At 73.2% G+C, this 19,680-nt stretch carries 18 protein-coding genes; 12 read left to right on the forward strand and 6 right to left on the reverse strand.

Annotation, left to right across the window (positions count from 1 at the left end; translation table 11 throughout):
- The first annotated feature begins 244 nt into the window (after nucleotides 1-244).
- Genes AB0B55_RS10450 through AB0B55_RS10465 form a run of 4 tightly spaced genes read left to right on the forward strand, consistent with a single transcriptional unit; the run spans nucleotide 245 to nucleotide 4,223 of the window.
- Nucleotides 245-1,357 (forward strand): hypothetical protein, encoded by a 1,113-nt coding sequence (locus AB0B55_RS10450; RefSeq protein ID WP_357171517.1) that lies wholly within the window; start codon nucleotides 245-247, stop codon nucleotides 1,355-1,357.
- A 34-nt stretch (nucleotides 1,358-1,391) separates the two neighbouring features.
- Nucleotides 1,392-2,438, forward strand: a complete 1,047-nt coding sequence (locus AB0B55_RS10455; protein WP_357171518.1) for a nitronate monooxygenase — start codon at nucleotides 1,392-1,394, stop codon at nucleotides 2,436-2,438.
- 48 nt (nucleotides 2,439-2,486) lie between these two features.
- A complete protein-coding gene (locus tag AB0B55_RS10460) occupies nucleotides 2,487-3,578 on the forward strand; it encodes a cellulose binding domain-containing protein (RefSeq protein WP_357171519.1) in 1,092 nt (363 codons plus the stop codon).
- Nucleotides 3,579-3,593: 15 nt separating this feature from the next.
- A complete protein-coding gene (locus tag AB0B55_RS10465; RefSeq protein WP_357171520.1) occupies nucleotides 3,594-4,223 on the forward strand; it encodes a hypothetical protein in 630 nt (209 codons plus the stop codon).
- 41 nt (nucleotides 4,224-4,264) lie between these two features.
- On the opposite strand, the gene AB0B55_RS10470 is transcribed toward AB0B55_RS10465, so the two are convergent.
- Complete coding sequence (locus tag AB0B55_RS10470) at nucleotides 4,265-6,304, reverse strand: glycosyl hydrolase family 28-related protein (protein WP_357171521.1); 2,040 nt, start codon at nucleotides 6,302-6,304, stop codon at nucleotides 4,265-4,267.
- Nucleotides 6,305-6,525: 221 nt separating this feature from the next.
- On the opposite strand from AB0B55_RS10470, the gene AB0B55_RS10475 reads away from it, so the two are divergent.
- Nucleotides 6,526-7,617 (forward strand): NYN domain-containing protein, encoded by a 1,092-nt coding sequence (locus tag AB0B55_RS10475; protein ID WP_357120262.1) that lies wholly within the window; start codon nucleotides 6,526-6,528, stop codon nucleotides 7,615-7,617.
- Nucleotides 7,618-7,703: 86 nt separating this feature from the next.
- Complete coding sequence (locus tag AB0B55_RS10480; RefSeq protein WP_357171522.1) at nucleotides 7,704-10,370, forward strand: LuxR C-terminal-related transcriptional regulator; 2,667 nt, start codon at nucleotides 7,704-7,706, stop codon at nucleotides 10,368-10,370.
- Between the two features lie 11 nt (nucleotides 10,371-10,381).
- On the opposite strand, the gene AB0B55_RS10485 is transcribed toward AB0B55_RS10480, so the two are convergent.
- Nucleotides 10,382-11,368, reverse strand: a complete 987-nt coding sequence (locus AB0B55_RS10485) for a hypothetical protein (protein WP_357171523.1) — start codon at nucleotides 11,366-11,368, stop codon at nucleotides 10,382-10,384.
- A 4-nt stretch (nucleotides 11,369-11,372) separates the two neighbouring features.
- On the opposite strand from AB0B55_RS10485, the gene AB0B55_RS10490 reads away from it, so the two are divergent.
- Nucleotides 11,373-12,443 (forward strand): hypothetical protein, encoded by a 1,071-nt coding sequence (locus tag AB0B55_RS10490; protein WP_357120251.1) that lies wholly within the window; start codon nucleotides 11,373-11,375, stop codon nucleotides 12,441-12,443.
- Nucleotides 12,444-12,599: 156 nt separating this feature from the next.
- A complete protein-coding gene (locus AB0B55_RS10495) occupies nucleotides 12,600-12,821 on the forward strand; it encodes a hypothetical protein (RefSeq protein ID WP_355050387.1) in 222 nt (73 codons plus the stop codon).
- A gap of 85 nt (nucleotides 12,822-12,906) precedes the next feature.
- Here AB0B55_RS10495 and AB0B55_RS10500 read toward each other — a convergent pair whose 3' ends face one another.
- On the reverse strand, nucleotides 12,907-13,110 hold the full coding sequence (locus AB0B55_RS10500; protein WP_357171524.1) for a hypothetical protein: 204 nt from the start codon (nucleotides 13,108-13,110) through the stop codon (nucleotides 12,907-12,909).
- 226 nt (nucleotides 13,111-13,336) lie between these two features.
- Here AB0B55_RS10500 and AB0B55_RS10505 point away from each other — a divergent pair, with 226 nt between their 5' ends.
- Entirely contained in the window at nucleotides 13,337-13,567 is a 231-nt protein-coding gene (locus AB0B55_RS10505; protein WP_357120243.1) for a winged helix-turn-helix domain-containing protein, read from the forward strand.
- Nucleotides 13,568-13,826: 259 nt separating this feature from the next.
- Nucleotides 13,827-14,036: a hypothetical protein gene (locus AB0B55_RS10510; protein ID WP_357120240.1), complete on the forward strand. Its 210-nt coding sequence runs from the start codon at nucleotides 13,827-13,829 to the stop codon at nucleotides 14,034-14,036.
- 36 nt (nucleotides 14,037-14,072) lie between these two features.
- Here the strand turns inward: AB0B55_RS10510 and AB0B55_RS10515 are convergent, their stop codons facing one another.
- The 3 genes from AB0B55_RS10515 to AB0B55_RS10525 all read right to left on the reverse strand — a co-directional run bounded on the left by AB0B55_RS10515 (nucleotide 14,073) and on the right by AB0B55_RS10525 (nucleotide 17,168).
- Nucleotides 14,073-15,134: a Gfo/Idh/MocA family oxidoreductase gene (locus AB0B55_RS10515; protein WP_357171525.1), complete on the reverse strand. Its 1,062-nt coding sequence runs from the start codon at nucleotides 15,132-15,134 to the stop codon at nucleotides 14,073-14,075.
- A gap of 85 nt (nucleotides 15,135-15,219) precedes the next feature.
- Nucleotides 15,220-15,885, reverse strand: coding sequence for a response regulator transcription factor (locus tag AB0B55_RS10520; protein ID WP_357171526.1), 666 nt, complete (start codon nucleotides 15,883-15,885; stop codon nucleotides 15,220-15,222).
- Nucleotides 15,873-17,168, reverse strand: a complete 1,296-nt coding sequence (locus AB0B55_RS10525) for a histidine kinase (protein WP_357171527.1) — start codon at nucleotides 17,166-17,168, stop codon at nucleotides 15,873-15,875. The genes AB0B55_RS10520 and AB0B55_RS10525 overlap by 13 nt, the downstream gene beginning before the upstream one ends.
- A 152-nt stretch (nucleotides 17,169-17,320) precedes the next feature.
- On the opposite strand from AB0B55_RS10525, the gene AB0B55_RS10530 reads away from it, so the two are divergent.
- Nucleotides 17,321-18,016, forward strand: coding sequence for an SDR family NAD(P)-dependent oxidoreductase (locus AB0B55_RS10530; protein WP_357120228.1), 696 nt, complete (start codon nucleotides 17,321-17,323; stop codon nucleotides 18,014-18,016).
- A complete protein-coding gene (locus AB0B55_RS10535) occupies nucleotides 18,010-19,644 on the forward strand; it encodes an MFS transporter (protein WP_357120225.1) in 1,635 nt (544 codons plus the stop codon). The genes AB0B55_RS10530 and AB0B55_RS10535 overlap by 7 nt, the downstream gene beginning before the upstream one ends.
- Nucleotides 19,645-19,680 lie beyond the last annotated feature (36 nt).

Below are 19,680 nucleotides of genomic sequence, written 5' to 3' on the forward strand. Positions count from 1 at the left end.
CGTCACGTCACGGCCTCCCACGTTGAGAAGAATGCAGGGTGGTGCGCGCGCGGCCGGCGTCGGCGGCGCTGCGACGACACGATCATGGACCACGGGTACGACAGAGCCGGGTGCGGTGCGGGCACGGCGGCGCGGCCCGGAGCGCGGATGCCGTCGGGTCCGCGCGCTTGGTCGCCGTCGCCGTCCCCGATCGGCCAGGATGGGCGGGACGGCCGGGCCACCGGCCGCGACGAGGAGGCGGACGATGCGGGTACGCGGCTGGGTGACCCGGGGGCGGCGCGTCCGCACGACGGCGGTGGCGACTCTCGTCGCGGGCGCGGCGTCGCTGGCCGTGGCCGTACCGGCGACTCCGGCGGCGGCCGGTGCCGCGAATGCGGGCGACCCGGTCTGCGAGATCCGCGACGAGCGGCTCAACGAGCTGTCCGGGATGGTCACCACCGACGAGGGGTACGTGGTAGTCAACGACGGCGCCGACGACGAGGCCCGCCGACGGATCTTCTTCCTCGACAAGAATTGCGCGGTGGCGCGGACCGTCAGCTACCCCACCCGGCCCCGGGACACCGAGGACCTGGCCGTCGGCCGGGACGGCACCCTCTGGGTGGCCGACATCGGTGACAACGACCGCAACCGCGAGACGATCGCGCTGTGGCGGCTCGCGCCGGGCGCGGACCGGCCGGTGCTCCACCGGATGACGTATCCGGACAATCCGCACGACGCGGAGGCGCTGCTGATCGACGCGTCCGGCCGTCCGCTGATCATCACCAAGGGTGGCAGCGGCACCGTCGTCCTGTACGCCCCGACCACCGCGCTGAAGCCGGGCGCCACCACGCCGCTGGCCTCCGTGGGCAAGGTGGTCCTGCCGTCGACAACTACCAGCAATCCGTACTCGTTTCTCGGCCGGAGCGTCGTGACCGGCGCGGCGAGCGCGCCGGACGGCCGCCGGGTGGTGCTACGCAGCTACGCCGACGCGTTCGAGTACGACGTGGCCGGCGACGACCTGGTCGGCGCGCTGACCGGCGGTACCCCGCGGATCACGCCGCTGCCGGACGAGCCGCAGGGCGAGTCGATCACCTACAGCCGGGACGGCCGGTCGCTGCTCACCGTCTCCGAGTCCGCCGACCAGCCGGCCGGCAGCCGCCCGACGATCCTGCGGTACCCCGCGACGGTGGCCCCCGCCGCTCATCCCGCGGAGTCGACCACGGCGGCCCCGCCGTCGCCCGCCGCGGCCAGCCCGGCGGCGCAGACGGCCGGTATCGGCGGCGGCCAGGTGTGGTCGCTGGCGGCCGGCGCCGGGACGCTGCTGGCGCTGCTCGCCGTGGCCGGACTGCTGTGGCGGCGGCACACCGACCGACGTTGAGGGGCAGACCGGCGCGGTACGGGAGGATGGGTGGATGTCCGTGCTGTCCGCGCTACGCCACCCGATCGTCGCCGCCCCGATGGCCGGCGGCCCGTCCACGCCGGATCTCGTGTCGGCGGTCTCCGCCGCCGGTGGACTCGGGTTCCTGGCCGCCGGCATGATCGACACCGGCCGGCTGGTCGCCGACATCGCCGCGGTGCGCGCCCGTACCGACCGGCCGTTCGGGGTCAACGTCTTCCTCCCCGGTGACGGTCGGGTCGACGAGGCCGCCGTCTCGGCGTACGCGCGGCGGCTCGCGCCGCAGGCCGAGCAGTTCGGGGTGACGCTCGGCGATCCGGCGGGCGGGGACGACGCGTACCCCGAAAAGCTGGCCGCGCTCCTCGCGGACCCGGTGCCGGTGGTGTCCTTCGCGTTCGGACTGCCCGACCGCGCCGCAGTGACGGCGTTGCGGGAGCGCGGCACCGAGGTGTGGGCGACGGTCACCCGACCGGACGCCGCCACCGCCGCCGCCGACCTGGGCGTCGACGCCGTCATCGTGCAGGGCACCGAGGCCGGCGGGCACCGCGGCGGTCTGCCGGACGACGACGACTACGCGCTGCTGCCGCTGCTCCGGCTGGTCGCCGGAGGTGACCGTCCGCTGGTGGCGGCGGGCGGGATCGCCGACGGCCCCGCGCTGGCGGCGGCGCTGGCCGCCGGGGCGGTCGCGGCGCAGGTCGGTACGGCGTTCCTGCGCTGCCCGGAGGCGGGCAGCTCGCCGTTGCACCGCGCGGCGGTGGCCAGCGTCGCCCCGACCGCGCTGACCCGGGCTTACACCGGCAAGCGGGCCCGTGGCGTGGTCAACGACTTCCTGCGGACGCACGACGCGCAGGCGCCGGTCGGCTACCCGCAGGTGCTGCACCTGACCCGTCCGCTGCTCGCCGCCGCCCGACGCGACGGCGACGCCTCGGTGGCGAACCTGTGGGCCGGGCAGGCGCACCCTCTCGCCCGGGACGTGCCGGCGGCCGAGTTGGTCGTCGAGCTGAGCACCGCCGCCCGGGTGGCGCTGACGGAGGCCGTCGAGCGGGCGGGTCGCTGGGGCTGAGCCGGCCTCCGACCCCGGAGTCTCCTGGCCACCCGTTAGAGTCTCGCCGTGATCGAGATCGGCGCGCACGTCGACCTGTCCCACCCGTCCGACCGGGTCTGGCTCGCACTGACGGATCGGGAGTTGCTCGGCCGCTGGTTCGCCGAGGCGGACATGGTGGAGGGAGTACCGGACCGGCTGCGGCTGCACACGGCCGACCTGCCCGGCTTCGACGCCGACGTCGAGGTCGAGGTGACCGAGCGGCAGGTGCCGGAGCTGCTCGCGTTGCGCTGCGACGAGGCCGGCCGGCTCACCGAGCTGACCTGCACCGTCACCGCCACCCGAGAGGGCAGTCGGCTGGCCGTGCGGGAGGTGCCGACCCACGGCGCCTGGTCGGACGAGCAGCGCGACGCCCGCGACCAGCAACTGCGTCAGGCTCTCACCGTGCGTCTGCCGGCCATTCTGGACTGGCTCGCGTTCCAGCAGGTCGACCTGCGCCGAGGCGAGGCCGGGATGACCACCGAACTGCCGGTGATCGCGGCGGCGACCGGTCCGGCCCGGCGTCGGCGGCGGACGGTCGTCGTCGGGCTCGTCGGGGTGCTGCTGGCGGCCGGGGCAATAACGTGGCTGACGCTGCCGGACGAGTCGAACCCGGTGACCGCGCCCACCTCGTCGCCGACCCCGACGCCACCGCAGCCGAGCGTCGTGGCGGCGACGCCGACCACACAACCCAGGGCCACGGCCTCCGCACGCCCGTCGCGCACCGCGACGCCGACCAGCGCCCGTCCGACGCGTACCGCGTCGGCGAAGCCGTCGCCCACTTCCACTCCCACCGGGCCGCCGCCCCCGCCCCCGCTGGTCGCGCGGTACGACACCGCCTCCAGTCGGCTGTTCGGCTACACCGGGGAGGTGGTGGTGGACAATCCGGGGCCCGCGCCCGTCGAGCAGTGGGTCGTGGTGGTGACCCTGGCCGAGGGCAGCAGCGTGGACGACGTCGACGGGGCGGACTCGTCCCGGGACGGGCAGGCGCTCACCCTCACCGGCGCGGCCCTGCCGGCCGGCGGGTCGCGGACGATCCGCTTCGACGTCCGCGACAGCCGACCCAAGGCCCGGGAGCCGGAGGGGTGCACCGTGGGCGGCAACCCGTGCGCGGGGTTCTGACTAGGCTCCGGACGCATGGCACTGCTGCACCGGGCGACACTGCGCCCCACGAAGCTCGAACTGCTGACGACCTGGCTGCCCGACCGACCCTGGTACCGGGGACCGGCCGGCGTCGAGGTGGTGAGTAGGGGGGCGTACCGCTTCGACGACCCGGCCGGTGAGGTCGGCGTGGAGACGATCCTGGTCGCCGCCGCCGACGGGCCGGTCCACCAGGTTCCACTGACCTACCGCGCCGCGCCGCTCGACGACGCCGACGAGTGGCTGGTCGGTACCACCGATCATTCGGCGCTCGGCCGCCGCTGGGTGTACGACGCCTGCGCCGACCCGGTGTACGCGGCGGCGCTGACCCACGCCGTCCTGAGCGGCGCCGGCCAGGCGGAGCAGTACTTCGAGGTCGACGGTCGGCGCGAGGTGCGAGCGCCGGCGATGACGATCGACGTCGACGGCGGCGGGGACGTGCCGGAGGTCGGCGCGGTCCGGCGGGTCGTCGACGGGGACGACACCGTCATCGTCACCGACACGGTGGAGCTGGTCGTCGTCCGCCGGCCGGTCGCCGGGGCGGGCGAGGTTCGGGGCGTCACCCTGCGCGGTTCCTGGGACGGCCAGCCGACGACCGTGCCGCTGGCGTACGTCCGCACGCGTTAGACGGCGGTGGGCGGCCCGGTCGACCGGGCCGCCCACCGCGTTCACCACTGTGCCGGAGGCGGCGGCGGTGCGACCGGCGGCCGGTCGTCGCAGGTGATCGTGTTGGGCAGCAGCCACGGCGCGAGCCAGCCGCCGTCGTTGCCACCCAGGTCGGTCAGCGTGAACTCCGAGCCGGCCGGGGTGAAGTGGAACGACCCGCAGTTGTTGACGCCGACCGCGCCCACGTTGCGGGCGTCCACGTTGGCGAACGAGGCAGAGCCGGCCGTACGGGCGCTGACCACCGAGGTGCCCGTGCCGTCGACCCGGACGTCGCGGAAGCGCACGTTGGTGATCGAGTAGAGGTCCTTCACCGGCCAGTCGCTGACCAGCATGATCGCGTTGTAGGTGCTGTCCAGGTACGCGTCGCCGGTGACCTCGATGGCCGCGTCGATGCTGCGGTCCAGCGCGAACATCCAGATGGCGCCGAGCCCGATGTTCCAGTTCAGCTCGTACGTGCCGGCACGGGCCGTGGTGTTGCCGGTGAACCGCAGGTACCCGGCGAACGGCTCCGCGCCGAAGCGGGCGCCGGCGTGCAGGCCGCTGCCCTCGCGGACCGGGTCGGCGACGAGGTTGTGCGAGACGGTCGTGTCGGTGCCGCCGTAGATGGCGATGCCGTTGGCCAGCGTCGGAGACTGCACGGTGTTGTGGTCGAACGTGTTGCGGGCGTTGGCGGTCTTCTCCGACCACATCGCCAGGCCGTCGTCGCCGGTGTTGCGGACGAAGGTGTGCGCGACGAGAGAGTCGGTCACGCCGGTGTGGAAATTGAGCGCGTCGGCGATCTGGTCGACGATGATGGTGTTGGTGATCCGGACGTTGCGCATCGGCCCGTCGAACCACACGCCGACCTTGGTGTGCCGCAGGTGCAGCCCGTCAATGGTGGAGTCACTCATCGCGCCACCGATGGCGTTGACCTGATCGGTGTCGATGCGCTCGCGGACGTCGCCCTCGATGGCGAAGCCGGACAGGTGCACGTTGCGGCTGCCGCCGTCGGCGGCGTCGCGGCCGTAGAACCCGACGCCGGTGTGCACCGAGCCGTCCGGCGCGGGGGTCGACAGGGCGACCTCGCGGCCCTTGATGATGGTGTGCCAGTTGCCGGCGCCCTCGATCGTCACGTCGTCGACGATGATGTGCCGGTTGACCTGGTACGTGCCCGGCGGGATGTACACCTTCAGGTGGGTGCGGCGGGCGAAGGCGATGGCCTTGTCGATCGCGTCGGCGGAGTCCCGTCGGCCGGTCGGGTCGGCGCCGAACGCGAGGACGTTCGCCGCGAGCAGCCGTACCCGCGGCGGCGCGACCAGTTCGGAGTCGAGCAGGTCGATGACCGTCCAGGCGGCGGCGGTGCCGGTCGGCGCGGTGAGCCGGACCTTGTCACCGGCCCGGTAGGTGCGCCCGAGCAGCAGTCGCTGCTCGTCGTAGAAGTGGGTGGGCCGGAACGGCGTGGTGATGCTCGGGTACGGCGTGGTGGCCGACGGCACGCACTGGCACTCGGTGATCCACCAGTCCGGGTGCAGCAGGCCGGCCTGCGGGTCGTTGGTGAACGGGTACTGGTTGTAGAGCCACGAGTACTGCGAGGTCAGCGTCATGGTGCGCACGTGCTTGCCGTTGACGGCGACCGTCAGCGGCGCGGTCATCCCGCCGCCGGACGGCGCGTCCGGGATGCTGTACCGCACGGTGATCCCGTTGGCGGCGCTGGGCAGGACGAACTCGACGTACTCGCCCGGGGTGAGTCGGACGGCCCGGCGGCCGGACGCCTCGGCGGGCAGGGTGTAGGCGGACCGGTCGGGGCCGATGATCTCGCCGTTGGTGCGGGCGTTCTCGGCCTCCTGTTCGACGAAGTCGACGTCGGCCCCGCGCCCGGCGACCAGCGCCGGATCGAGTGCCGCCCGGGTGACGACCGGCTGCGTGCCGGGTGACGTGGCCGAGCCGGCCGCGGCGACGGTGGGTCCGGCGACCAGCACGGCGAGGCCGGTCGCGAGCGCGACGGCGGTGGCGACCGGGCGGCGGCCCGGGCGTCGGCGCGCCGGCAGGATGCTGCGAGACATCGGTGACCCTCCTGGGTGGGTGGTGGTGGAGGTCCGCCCGGCGTTCCCCTGGACGCCCGACATTGAGCGTCATGATGCAGCACCCCGCAGTCTCCTGCAAGACATCAATCAACGAACGAAAAGAGACGACTGTAAAGCCGCAAGAATTGGACGAAAGGACGGCGGCGGTGTCGCGCCTCGCCTGCGTCCCGCTGAGCCGGAGCGGGCGTACGCTGGGCCGCGTGGAGCACGAAGATCGGATCGCCCTCTTCCTCGACTACGAGAACCTGGCGTTGGGGGCCCGCGACCATCGTGGCGGCGGGGCCTTCGACTTCCGGCCGATCGCCGACGCGTTGGCCGAGCGCGGGCGGGTCGTGGTGCGCCGGGCGTACGCCGACTGGTCGTACTTCGACGAGGACCGCCGGATGCTCACCCGGTCCCACGTGGAGCTGATCGAGATCCCGCAGCGGATGGGGGCGTCCCGCAAGAACGCCGCCGACATCAAGATGGCCGTCGACGCGATCGAGTTGGCGTTCGAACGCGACTACATCTCCACCTTCGTCATCTGTAGCGGCGACAGCGACTTCACGCCGCTCGTCCACAAGCTCCGTGAGCTCAACAAGCGGGTCATCGGCGTCGGGGTGGAGGGGTCCACGTCGGCGCTGCTGCCACCGGCCTGCGACGAGTTCCTGTACTACGACCGGCTGGAGGGCGTGGACATCCCGCCCGTCCGCGCCCGGCATGCCCGGCCGGTCCGGCAGACCGGCCCCGACCAGCGGCCGACCGGGCCGGAGCAGCAGCGGGAGCCGGAGGTGGAGGAGCCGCCGGTGGGGGAGGAGCCCGGCCGGGACGTCGACACGCTCGCCGTGCAGGTCGCCCAGACGGTGGCCGGTCTGCAGGGCAGCGCGAGCGGCGAGGTGACCGCCTCCCGGCTCAAGCGCACCCTGCTGCGCAAGGACCCGACCTTCAGCGAGTCCGACTACGGCTTCCGTACCTTCGGCGAGCTGCTGCGCCACCTCGCCGAGCACAACGTGGTCGACCTGGCCGAGGGGCCCGCCAAGGGTGACCCGGAGGTGTCCCTGCCTGAGCACGGCGACCGGGAGGTGGCGTTCGGCCTGCTCCGGGGCGTGGTGGGCGACCTGGGCAGCGCCGGCAACCCGGTGGCGCTCTCCGGCCTGAAGAACCAGCTCCGCCGGGTGCGGCCCGACTTCAGCGAGAAGAAGCTCGGCTACCGCAGCTTCCTGCAGTTCTGCAAGGCCGCCGCCACCAGCGGCGCGGTCGACCTGCGGTGGAGCCCGGAGGCGGACGACTACCTGCTCACCAGCTCGTCCTGACCGCATCGACCGCTGTCGAGCGGAAGTGTCGGGACTGCCCATAGGGTGGACGGCAGGGCTGCCCCGAGGGCGAGGTGAGGGTCGTCATGCCGGGACGTGGGGAATGGACACTCGTCGGCCGCGACGTCGAGCTGAAGACCATCGAGGACGTCGTGGCGGCGCGGGTGCCCGGCCTGGTGCTGGTGGGCGACGCCGGCGTGGGCAAGACGCGGTTGCTGCGGGAGGCGTTGGCGCGCGCCGCTGACAGCGGTGTGGAGTGCCACTGGGTGTCGGCGACCGGCGCCGCCCGCTCGATCCCGTTCGGCGCGGTCTCGCACCTCATCCCCGCGCCGACCCGGCCGCACGCCGACCCGATGGGGCTGGTCGTCACCGTGGAACGCGACTTCGCCCGGCGCAGCGCCGGACGCACGGTCATGATCGGGATCGACGACGCGCACCTGCTCGACGAACCGTCCGCCGGGCTGCTGCACCAGCTCGCCGTGCACGGTCTGGCGGTGGCGGTGGCGACGGTCCGCGCGGGCGAACCCCTCTCCGACGCCCTCACCTCACTGTGGACCGGTTCCGGTCGGCGCCTGGAGGTGCGTCCGCTGCCGTCCACCGCCGTGGACCATCTGCTCGACGAGGCCGCGCCGGGTCCGCTCGACGCGCTCAGCCGGCGTCGGCTACGGCAGCTCGCCGACGGCAACCCGCTGCTGCTGCGGGAGCTGCTCGCCGACGCGATGGAGACCGGCGGCCTGCACGAGGTGCGGGGCGTCTGGCGCTGGCGCGGCACCGCCTCCGGCAGCCCCCGGCTCGCCGAGCTGGTCAGCGCCCGGCTGCGCGCCCTCGAACCGGCGGCCCGGCAGGTGCTGGAGGTGGTCGCCTGCGGCGAACCACTCTCCCTGGCCCTGCTGGAACGGTTCGTCGACCCGACCGCCATCGAGGCGGCCGAGCGCAGCGGCATGGTGGTCGCGGAACGCTCCGGCGCGCGTACGGCCCTGCGGATGGCCCACCCGCTCTACGGCGAGGCGCTGCGCGCCAGCATGCCCGCCAGCCGTTCCCGGACCGTGTTCGGGCAGCTCGCCGACGTGTTGGCGAGCATGCCGCTGCGCCGCCGCGACGACGCGCTGGTCGCCGGTGTCTGGCAGCTGCGCTCCGGCAGCGTCCGGCACCCGGGTATCGCGTTGGCCGCCGCCCGACAGGCGATCGACCGGTTCGACATCGACCTGGCCGAGCGGCTGGCCCGCACGGCGTACGACGCCGGGCCGGGTTGGGAGGCACAGTGGCTGCTGGCCCGGGTGCTGCAGTACCAGGCGCGCAGCCAGGAGGCGTTCGACATGCTCCCGCCGGCCCCGCCGCCGGGCAGCAAGCGGCTCGCCATCTGGGCGATCACCCGGGCCGGGCTGCTCTACTGGGGTCTGGACCGGATCGACGAGGCGCACGAGACGCTGCGAATGGTGCCGGAGGGCTCGCCCGGCCACGACCTGGCCGAGGCCACCCGGTCGTGGGTGCTGTTCTACGACGGCCGGTGCGAGGCGGCGTTGGCGGTCGGTCAGGCCGTGCTCGCCCGCGCCGACACCGGCGTACGCGCGGCGAGCTGGGCGACCATGGGCGCGGCCTCGGCGGCGGGCATGCTCGGCCGGCTCGGGCTCGCGGCGGAGCTGGCGCGGCGGGGCCGGGCCGTGCTCGCCGCCGCGCCCGAACACCTGCCCTGGAACGAGGCCCAGGTCGGGCTGGGGCTCTGCTACGCCCGGTACGCCGCCGGTGAGCTGGCCGAGGCCGTCGAGCTGGCCGACGAGGGCTACCGCGCGGCGGTCGCCAGCGACGCGCGGGGGATGGTGGCCGTGTGGGCCGGGTTCCGGGGGATCATCGGCAAGGCGCAGGGGCAGCTCGACGCCGCCGAGGCAGACCTGCGCGAGGCCATCGCCCTGGTCGAGGAGAACGACCAGTACCACCTGGTACGGACGTACTGGGCCGAGCTGGCCGGCGTACGGGCCCTGGCCGGCGACCTGTCCGGCGCGCGGCGCTGGCTGGCCGCCGCGGACGCCCGGGAGCGGACCGCCAACCGGATCTTCCACTCCTGGGTGGAGCTGAACCGCGCCTGGGTGCAGGTCGCCGAGGGGGACCTCACCGCGGCGATCCGTACCGCCCGGCACGCGGCCGACCTGGCCCGGGGCAGCGAGCAGCCCACCATCGAGGCGGTGGCGCTCTACGAGTGCGCGCGCCTCGGCGCCCCGGAGCCGGTCCGGGACCGGCTGCGTACCCTCGCCGACCAGCTCGGCGGCTTGGCGTCGACCCTCGCCAACGCGGTCGACGGTCTGCTCCACGACGACGGGCCGGCCCTGGAGGCAGCCGCCGACGACCTCGTCGCCCGCGGGCACACGCTGCTCGCCGCCGAGGCGGTCGGCGTCGCCGCCCAGGCGTACGCCCGACGGGGTCGACCTCGACTGGCGGTGGCGCAGCGGGCCGCGACGCTGGCCGAGGCCTGCCGGGGCGTACGGACACCGCTGCTCGCCGCGACCGCCCCGGGCGTCGAGCAGGCGACGTTGACCCGCCGCGAGCGGGACGTCGCGCTGCTCGCGGTCGCCCTGTCCAGCCGCAGCATCGCTGACCGGCTCGGACTGTCGGTCAACACCGTGAACAACAACCTGGCCCGGGTCTTCACCAAACTGGGCGTCCGCAACCGCCGGGAGCTGGCCGTCGTGCTCGGTCACGAGACGGTCGGGCGTACGCCAGAGGGTCACCGCGAGCGATCCCCGCTCGACAGTAGGTAAGGCCGACTGATCTACCGGGTTACCGCGCGCGTCCCTACCGTGCGGTAACAACCTACCGGTGCACTCAGTCCCTGGAGGACGGCAATGAGCCAGTTGGATCCAAGCGGACCACCAGGAGCACGACCCACGAGGTCGTTCCAGAACGTTCTCTTCGCCGCCGGGATGGCGCTGGCGGTGGCCACGCTCACCGCGGTGGTGGCCCCGACCGCCGGGGGCGCCTCACCCACCCCAGCGAGCGCCGCCCCCGCGTCCGAGTCGTACGACGCGGCGCCCTGCACCCGCGAGTTGGAGGGTACGACCTGGCTGCTCGACCCGTGCGTCAAGCCGGGCGGGAAGCTCCCGGCGGAGGTCGAGGCGCGGCTCGCGCAGATCCGTACCCAGAACCGGGCGGCAGCCGACGACTGCCCGACCCCGACCGGTTCGGCGTCGGCGTCGGCGTCGGCCTCGGCCTCGCCGACCCGGCAGACCCGACCGCCGGTGACGGCCCAGGCGGTCGCCCAGCGCGCCCCCGCCGCGACCGCCACAGCGCCGACATCGCCGGCCTCGCCCAGCGGTTCGCCCACCTCGTCGCCCACCTCGTCGCCCAGCGGTACGCCCTGCCCCTCGGGCAGCGCGTCTCCGTCGGTCAGCGCGTCACCGTCGGGGAGTGCGTCTCCCTCGGGGAGTGCGTCGCCGTCGGGTAGCTCGTCGCCGTCGGGCAGTTCGTCGCCGTCGGGCAGCGCGTCTCCCTCGGGGAGTGCGTCGCCGTCGGGTAGCTCGTCGCCGTCGGGCAGTTCCTCGCCGTCCGGCAGTGCGTCGCCGTCCGGCAGTGCGTCGCCGTCGGGCAGCGCGTCGCCGTCGGGCAGTTCCTCACCGTCGAGCAGCGCTTCGCCCAGTGGGTCGTCGTCACCCAGCAACCCGACCGACCCCACCGACGGGCCGCCCTGGCCCACCGGCGGGCCGGGGTCGCCGCCACCGCCGCCGCCGACCGGCTGCCCGCAGGTCAACGGCAACCCCACCCTCGTGGACGCCAACAAGGACCGCATCCGCTGCCGCGAGGTGCAGACCGTCGAAGACGACACCGTCCTCACCGTCACCGGCGACTCGATCAGCTCGTCGCACCACCAGTTCGGCTTTGGGTTCATGGGTCCCGGCTGCCCGAACACCTCGTTCGACGATCGGGGCATGCCCGGCAACAACGGCGTCTACAGCTACGCCCGGCGCTACTACGACATGAACGGCAGCATCGTCGACTACGACAACTACGCCCGGACCGGGTACGGCACCGGCGACATCATCGCCGGCCGGGCCGGCCCCGACTCGTGCGGCAACCCGTGGGCCCGGGTGGCCAGTCCGCTCGGTCTCGCCACGGCCCGCATCGCCAAGGCGAAGAGCGACAAGCACGACGCGTACCACGTCACGACCGGCGGCGTGAACAACACCAACTGGACGACGGTGCTGACCCGGCTGGCGAAGTGCCGGGGTTACGAGTTCGCGGCGGAAACCCTGGACCCGTACGGCGTGTTCCGCTTCGAGTGGGCGGCCCAGGGTGGCAAGGCCGGCATCGTCACCAACGGCGGCGGCTGCAACTTCTGGCTCGACCTGCCGGTCGGTGAGGACTACTACATCAACGTCCAGGTGCCCCGCTACGACGGCCCGAGCCAGTACGCCGGTGTCAGCGCCGATGCCACCTTCATCGTCAACTCCCTGTTGGCGGCCGGCGCCGACAAGGTGGTGTGGATGCTCTACTACGACATCACACCGGCCAACATCGACATCGGGCAGTACGGCTGGATGCAGCTCAAGGCGTACCTGCCGGCGGCTCTGCTGACCTACGTACCGCCGCAACCGGTGTCGATGCTGTCGCCGCTGATCGACCCGCTCTGGGTGGGCACCGTGCGGGGCGTGATCAGCGACCTCAACTGGGCCATCCAGATGGGAGTCCCGTTCGACCCGGCCGTACGGGTGGCGCTTCCACCACCGTTCACGCCGGGTGACATTCAGATCACCGCCGAGGGAGGGTCGCCACATCCCAGCCCCTCGGGTCAGGACAAGCTGGCCAACACCCTGGCCAGTGTGCTGAACGGCATCTGAGTCGCTCCTGAGTCATCGCTCAGACGGGGAGGAGCCGCCGTTGCGGTTCCTCCCCGTCGACACACAGGTGGATCTGCGCCCGGATTGCGGCTATCGACCCCGTATCTGCCCACCTGCGCCGTACCCCCGGCGCGAAAATTGCTATACGGTCGGCGAATGAAGGTGGAGGAACACTGGTGGAACGGTGACACGACCCCGCGCGGGCGCCGGGACGTGTACATCCGTACTGACGGGCAAGGTTGGGAGGTTCGCGCCCAGATCGGTGGGGCGTCGGGCCGTGAGCGGGTGCAGCAGTGCCCCAGCCGGGCCTCGGCGACCATCCTCGCCGACGCCTGGCGCGGTACGCACCCATCCTGGCGCGAGCTGAAGCAGCGCTGATCCGGCACCGGGTCGGGCCGGCAACGCCCCCCGCGCCCCCCGGCCCACCCGGTGCTCGACCCCACCCCCTTTTCGCGCCCCGAGGTCACCCCTTCTGAATCATGATCGCGGCAACCTCTGCCGCGAGGGCCGATGCCCACTCAAGCTGAGGACAGTCGTCCCGCCCTCTGCATTCCAGGCACCCACCTGCCCGCCACGGTGAGTCGAGCGCATCCGTCCAGTGCGCGTCGAGCACGCGTTTGGCGGTGAAAAGCTCGGTGACCCTGGACACGGGTTCGTCGATCGGCATGTTCGGCACCTTTCGCGATATCACGATGAGTCCCGCCCAGAGGTTGGCGAACCGATCGCGCCAATCCCCTGAGCGGGTGCCGGGGTCAGGCTCCACCGTTTGCCGAACGAAGGAACCGACCACCTTCGCTTGACCTTAGAGACCTTTAGTACCTAAGGCAATGTTGGTCTTGAAGGGGTGTGATCGGCGTGATCCGATGGAAGGTGCCGAACGAAGGAACCTTCACATGCCCATACCGACTGGCGGATACCGCGAGGTGGCCGAGGATCTCGCCGCACGCATCGCAAGTGGGGAGTACGCGCCGGGTGAGCGGCTGCCCACGTACAACGAACTCTCCGCCCTCTATGACGTCAGCGTGACCACGGTCCAGAGGGCGGTCATCGTCCTACAGACTCGTGGTCTGGTCATAGGTCTTCAGGGTCGCGGCCTGTGGGTCGCGGAGAAGTCGCCCACCTGATCGGCGCGCCCTTCGTCTTCCTTGATCACTTGATGCTCACCAGTTCGGAGAGGCTTCCTGGAACTGGTGAGCATCAAGTGATCAAGCCGAGAGCGCTCGATCAACTCGACTTCGCCGATCCGGGGGCATCCCGAGGCCGGGATACCGCGACATCGTGGAAGTGGAGTGGATCAACCCCGGGCGCGGCCAGGTCCCGTGGGCGCATTCCCCGCCGCAGGCGGGGTAGGCAGGGGCGGTCCGCGCGCGATGGAGGTCGCTCATGTCGCAGGGTCCCGACGAGGACAACCCTCGGCTCGACGAGGAGGTACGGGAGGCCGAACGCCGTCTCGCCGACCTCGTCACCCCGTCGGGCGACGCGCTGACCGACGACGACGCCCGCGTGCCGGACGATGCCCTCTCCGAGCGGGACGAAGCTCTCTCCGAGCAGGAAATTGCCCGCTCCGAGCGGGACGAGGCCTCCTCCGAGTAGGAGAAGGCCCCCTCCGAGCAGGAGACGAAGTAACGCTCAGGACGTCGGGACCGGAAGCACCACGCCCTCGGCCGCCGACCGGTGCGCCAGCTCGATCAGCTCGACCGTGGCGGCCGAGTCGCGCGGGTCCACCGGCAGCGGGGTGCCGTCGCGCAGCGCCGCCGCCACCTCGGCGTAGAAGCTCTGGTACGCCCCGGGCAGCGTCGGTGTCGGGCGCAGGTCACCGTCGACGCCGAGCAGGCCGTACCGCTCCGGTGGGACCTCGCCCCAGCCCGGCTGGTCCGGTCGGCCGCCGTCGTGCAGCGCGGCCTCCTGCACGTCCAGCCCGTAGGTCGTGTAGCCGGCGCGGTCGCCGAGCACCCGCAGGCGGGGGCCGAGCTGCGCGGTGATCGCCCCCATCCACAGGTGCGAACGCACGCCGTTGGTGTGGGTCAACGCCACGAACGCGTCGTCGTCGACCTCGGCGCCCGCGCGGCGGCGGTCGACCTCGGCGTAGACCCGCTCTACGGTGCCGAAGAGCTGCACGGCCTGATCGACGAGGTGCGCGCCCAGGTCGAACAGGGCGCCCCCGGCCTCGTCCACCCCGGCCAGCTCTCGCCAACCCGGCTTGATCGTGGGGCGGAACCGCTCGAACCGGGACTCGAACCGCAGCACCCGACCCAGCTCGCCGCTCTCCACGAGCGCGCGGGCGGTCAGGAAGTCGCCGTCCCAGCGGCGGTTCTGGAACACCGTCAGCGGCACTCCGCGCCGCTCGGCCTCCTCGACGAGCGCCCGGGCGTCGGCGGCGGTGGGGGCCAGGGGCTTGTCGACGACGACCGGCAGGCCGGCGGCGAGGGCCGCCCGCGCCATCGGCACGTGCTGCCGGTTCGGCGTCGCGACCACGACCAGGTCCAGAGCTTCGGGGGTACGCCACAGCTCGTCGGCGTCGTCCACCAGGCGGGCGTCGGGGAAGTGCTTCTGGGCCTGCTCGCGCCGCTGCGGATCGCGCGTCACGATGGCGTCCAGCCGCAGACCGGGTGTCGCGGCGATCAGCGGAGCGTGGAAGACCCGACCCGCCAGCCCGTACCCCAGCAGACCGACCCGCAGCGCCTCCGCCATGCCGTACCCCTTTCTCCTGGCCCGCGCCCGGTTCGGCGGCGGTACCGCCGATCGAATCTACGCTCCGATCATCGCCCGGCGCTGGTCAGCCCACCGGGTCGGCGCGCAGATAGGTGAGCACGGCGAGCACCCGGCGGTTCGTGTCGTCGCTGGGCGGCAGGTCGAGCTTCAGCAGGATGTTGCCGACGTGCTTGCCGATGGCGGCCTCGGTGACGTGCAGCCGGGCGGCGATGGACGCGTTGGAGCGGCCCTCGGCCAGCAGCGCCAGCACCTCCCGTTCGCGGGCGGAGAGCGCGGCGAGCGGGTCGCGGGGCCGGTGCAGCAGTTGCCGCACCACGTCCGGGTCGATGGCGGTGCCGCCGTCGGTGACGCGGCGCAGCGTGTCGACGAACTCGGTGACCTCGGCCACCCGGTCCTTGAGCAGGTAGCCGACCCGCTGGCCGTCGCCGCTGTCCAGCAGCGCCGCCGCGTACCCGGTCTGCACGAACTGGCTGAGCACCACCACGGGCAGGCCGGGCCGCTCGGCGCGCAGCGCGACGGCGGCGCGTAGCCCGTCGTCACGCCGACCCGGTGGCATCCGGATGTCGGTCAGCACGAGATCCGGCTGGTGCGTGCGGGCCGCCTCCAGCAGTTCCGGCGCGGAGCCGACGGCCGCGCACACCGCGAACTCGAAGCGGGTCAGGAGCGCGACCAGCCCCTCGCGCAGCAGCACCTCGTCCTCGGCGAGCACCACCCGGGTCACCGGCGACATGGCAGCTCCACCCGGACCAGGGTGGGCCCGCCGGGAGGGCTGGCCAGCAGCAACCGGCCGTCGGCGGCGGCGACCCGGTCGGCGAGGCCGGTCAGGCCGGTGCCCCGGGCGGGGTCGGCGCCGCCGCGCCCGTCGTCGGACACCTCGACGACGAGGTCGCCGCCGGTCCGGGTCAGGCGTACGTCGGCGCGGGTCGCCCCGGCGTGCCGGGCCACGTTGCCCAACGCCTCGGACACCACGAAGTACGCGGTGGTCTCGACGATCTCGGGCAACTCACCGTCGACGTCGACGTCGGCGTGCACCGTGACCGCGACGGGAGAGGCGTCGGCCACCTCGCGGACGGCGTCGGCGAGGCCGAGATCGGTGAGGCTCTGCGGCCGGATGCCGTGCACCAACTGCCGCAACATCACCATCAGTCCCCGCGCCTGGTCGTGCGCCACGGCGAGGGGCCGGGCGGCGGGGGAGTCCTCGGGTACGTCCAGCCGGGCCAGGCCCAGTTGGAGGGTGAGGCTGGTCAGCCGGGGCTGCGCGCCGTCGTGCAGGTCCCGTTCGATGCGCCGTCGTTCCGCCTCGTACGCGCCGACCAGCCGGGTCCGGGAACGGGCGACCTCGCGCAGCGCGGCGGCGTCGGCGGGGCTGGCCAGCGCCCACCGGGCGACCGTGGCCTGGGCGGCGGCGAGCAGTCCCGCCGCGTAGCAGAGCACCGGGACGAGCAGCACACCCACGATCGCGTACGGGACGGCTTCGCCGGCGCTCTCGATCGGGCGCCAGATCACCACCGGATCGGCCTCGCCGACCACCCAGGGGCTGGTGACCATCCCGAGGTCCAGCAGCACCAACACCAGGAACGTCCAGTACGCGACCGGCACCACACCGCCCAGCCAGAACAGGTACGCCACCTCCCGCCAGCCGGCCGCGCTGCGGTAGCGGGCCACCAGGCCCGGCCACCGCGACGTGGGCAGCGGGCGGCCGTCCACGAGGCCGAGTCGCCAGCGTTCGACGGCGGCGACCGGGACGCTCGCGAGCGGCGCGAGGGCCACCATCGTGAGGCTGCCGACCGCCAGGAACAGCATCAGCGGTATCTCCGGCGGCCGACCGTGCTGTCGCAGCGCGTTGGCGGCGGCCAGTAGGGGCGCGCCGATGATGAGCAGCCCGACGGTGAGCACACCGGCGATCGGCACGGTGGTGACCAGGTAGGCCAGCGCGCGCCAGGGCCAGGCGGAGATCAGCCAGTCGCGCCTTCGCAGGGCGGCGGCGAGGTGACGGGGGTGTTCCGAGGTCATGCCGCTGACGCTAATCGCCGACCAGGGGCGGCCCCAGCCGTCCAGATCCCCTTTGCGGGGTATGCCCAGCACTACCGGCGCCGGGGTGTGCGACGTCGGGAAACGGGAAGGACGCGCGACGTGTGACCTGTGGTGGCGACGGCGGGAGCGACATGGGTGCCAGAACGTTCGTGGTGGTCGGCGGAACCAGCGGGCTGGGCCTCGCGGTGGCCCGGCTGCTGCTCGACGAGTACCGCGTCGTGGTGTTCGGCAACGTGCCGGCCGAGGTCGCCGCGACGACCGACGAGCTGGGGTGCGACGGCGCGGTCTGCGACGTCTCCTCCTACGAGCAGGTCCGGGACGCCTTCGCCGAGGTGGTGGGGCGCTACGGCACCGTCGACGGGGTTGCGGCGTGCGCGTCGATGTGGGCGGGCGGTGATCTGGACGACCTGTCCGTGGAGCACATCCGGCGGGCCGTGGAGATCAACGTGCTGGGCACCACGTTCCTGTTGCGGGAGGCGTTGGCGCACCTGAACCGGCAGGGCTACGGCAACATCGTGTACGTCGGGGCGATGGCGCTGGCGGCGCCCAGGCCCGGCATACCGGTCTACCGGGCGACCAAGAGCTACGGCAGCAGCCTCGTCGACTCGCTGGCCGAGGCCCAGCACAGCAACCGGGTCAAGGTGATGCAGTTGCATCCCGGGCCGATGCCGACCCGCCTCCAGGAGCGCGTCGGGGCCGAGTTCCTCGACGAGATCTACGCCCTGCCCGAGCAGGTCGCCACCGAGGTCGTCCGACTGCTGCTGCTGCGACCCGACGACCTCTACGTCTCCGGTGAGCGCGTGCTCCGCGCGGACGGACGGTGGTGACGGCGGGGCCCGGGGCGGGGGACCGTCCGGCCTCCGCGTGGGCGCCCCTGCGCGGCGCCGTCTACCGCAACCTGTGGCTGGCCCTGCTCGCCGCCAACGTCGGCACCTGGATGCAGACCGTCGGCGCGCAGTGGCTGCTGATCCACCACGCCAACGCCGCCACGCTGGTCGCCCTGGTGCAGACCGCCAGCCTCCTGCCGGTGCTGCTGCTGGCGCTGCCCGCCGGTGTGCTGGCCGACAGTTTCGACCGCCGCCACCTGCTGATCGCCGTACAGCTGTTCCTGGTCGCGGTGGCGGTGGCGTTGGCCCTGCTCACCCTGACCGATCGGATGCCACCGGCCCTGCTGCTCACCCTGACCTTCGCGTTCGGCGTCGGGCAGGCGCTCACCCTGCCGGCCTGGTCGGCGGTGATCCCGGAGTTGGTGCCGCAGGAACAACTGCGCTCGGCGTCCGCGCTGGGCTCGATCAGTGTGAACGTGGCGCGGGCGGTGGGACCGGCGGTGGCCGGCGTGCTGATCTCCCGGACCGGCGTCGCCCCGGTGTTCGGGCTGAACGCGCTGGCGTTCGCCATCTTCGCGTACGCGCTGTGGCGCTGGCGGCCCGGCAACGCCCGCGCCGTCGAGGTGCCCGAGCGGTTCACCGCCGCGCTGCGCGCCGGGAGCCGCTACGTACGCCACTCGCCGACCGTGCGCCGGCTGCTGCGCCGCGCGTTGGTCTTCGTGATCCCGGCCAGCGCGCTGTGGGCGCTGCTGCCGCTGGTGGCGGCCCGGCGGCTCGGGCTGGGTTCCGGCGGGTACGGGCTGCTCCTGGGCGCGCTCGGGGTGGGCGCCATCGCGGGCGGCGTGCTGCTGGCCCTGATCCGTACCCGGCTTTCGGCCAACCAGCTCCTGCTCATCTCCGGCGCGCTGTTCACCGCCGCGCTGGCGGTCGTTGGCACCGTGCGGGTGGTGCCACTGGTGCTCGTGGCCCTGCTGCCGGCGGGGATGGCCTGGGTGACGGTGCTGGCCAACATCAACGCCGAGATGCAGCTCTTCCTGCCCAGCTGGGTACGGGCCCGGGGCCTGGCCGTCTACCAGGTGTGTTTCGCCGGCGGGCAGGCCGTGGGCGCGCTGCTGTGGGGTCTGGTGGCCGAGATGGGCGGGCTGCTCCCCGCCTACCTCACGGCGGCGGCGTTGATGTTCGTCGGAACGGTGACCAGCCGGATCTGGCCGCTGCCGGACCTGCGGTCGGTGAACCGGGAACCGGCGGCCTACTGGCCGCAACTGCACCTGGAACACGAGCCGGACCCGTGGGTGGGGCCGGTGCTGGTGACGGTGCGGTACACCGTCCGGCCGGAGCGGGAGGGACCGTTCCTCGCGGCGATGAACGTGGTACGCGCAGCCCGGCAGCGCACCGGCGCGATGCGCTGGGGGCTGTTCCGGCCGGCCGAGACGACCGGCCGGTTCGTCGAGGTGTACCTGGTGCCGTCGTGGGACGAGCACCTGCGCCAGCACGGCGGTCGGTTGACCGGCGCGGACCGCGAGGCCGAGGCGCGGGCCCGGGAGCTGACCGATGGCATCCCGCAGGTACGCCACCTCGTGCCGGCCGCCGCCGGACCGCGGCTGTCCGACGCCCGCGAAGAGGTTTGACGCGTCGTACCCGTCGGTGCCGACGGGCCGCCACCT

Origin of the sequence: Micromonospora sp. NPDC049107 (assembly GCF_040648595.1) — a bacterium.
GTDB lineage: Bacteria > Actinomycetota > Actinomycetes > Mycobacteriales > Micromonosporaceae > Micromonospora.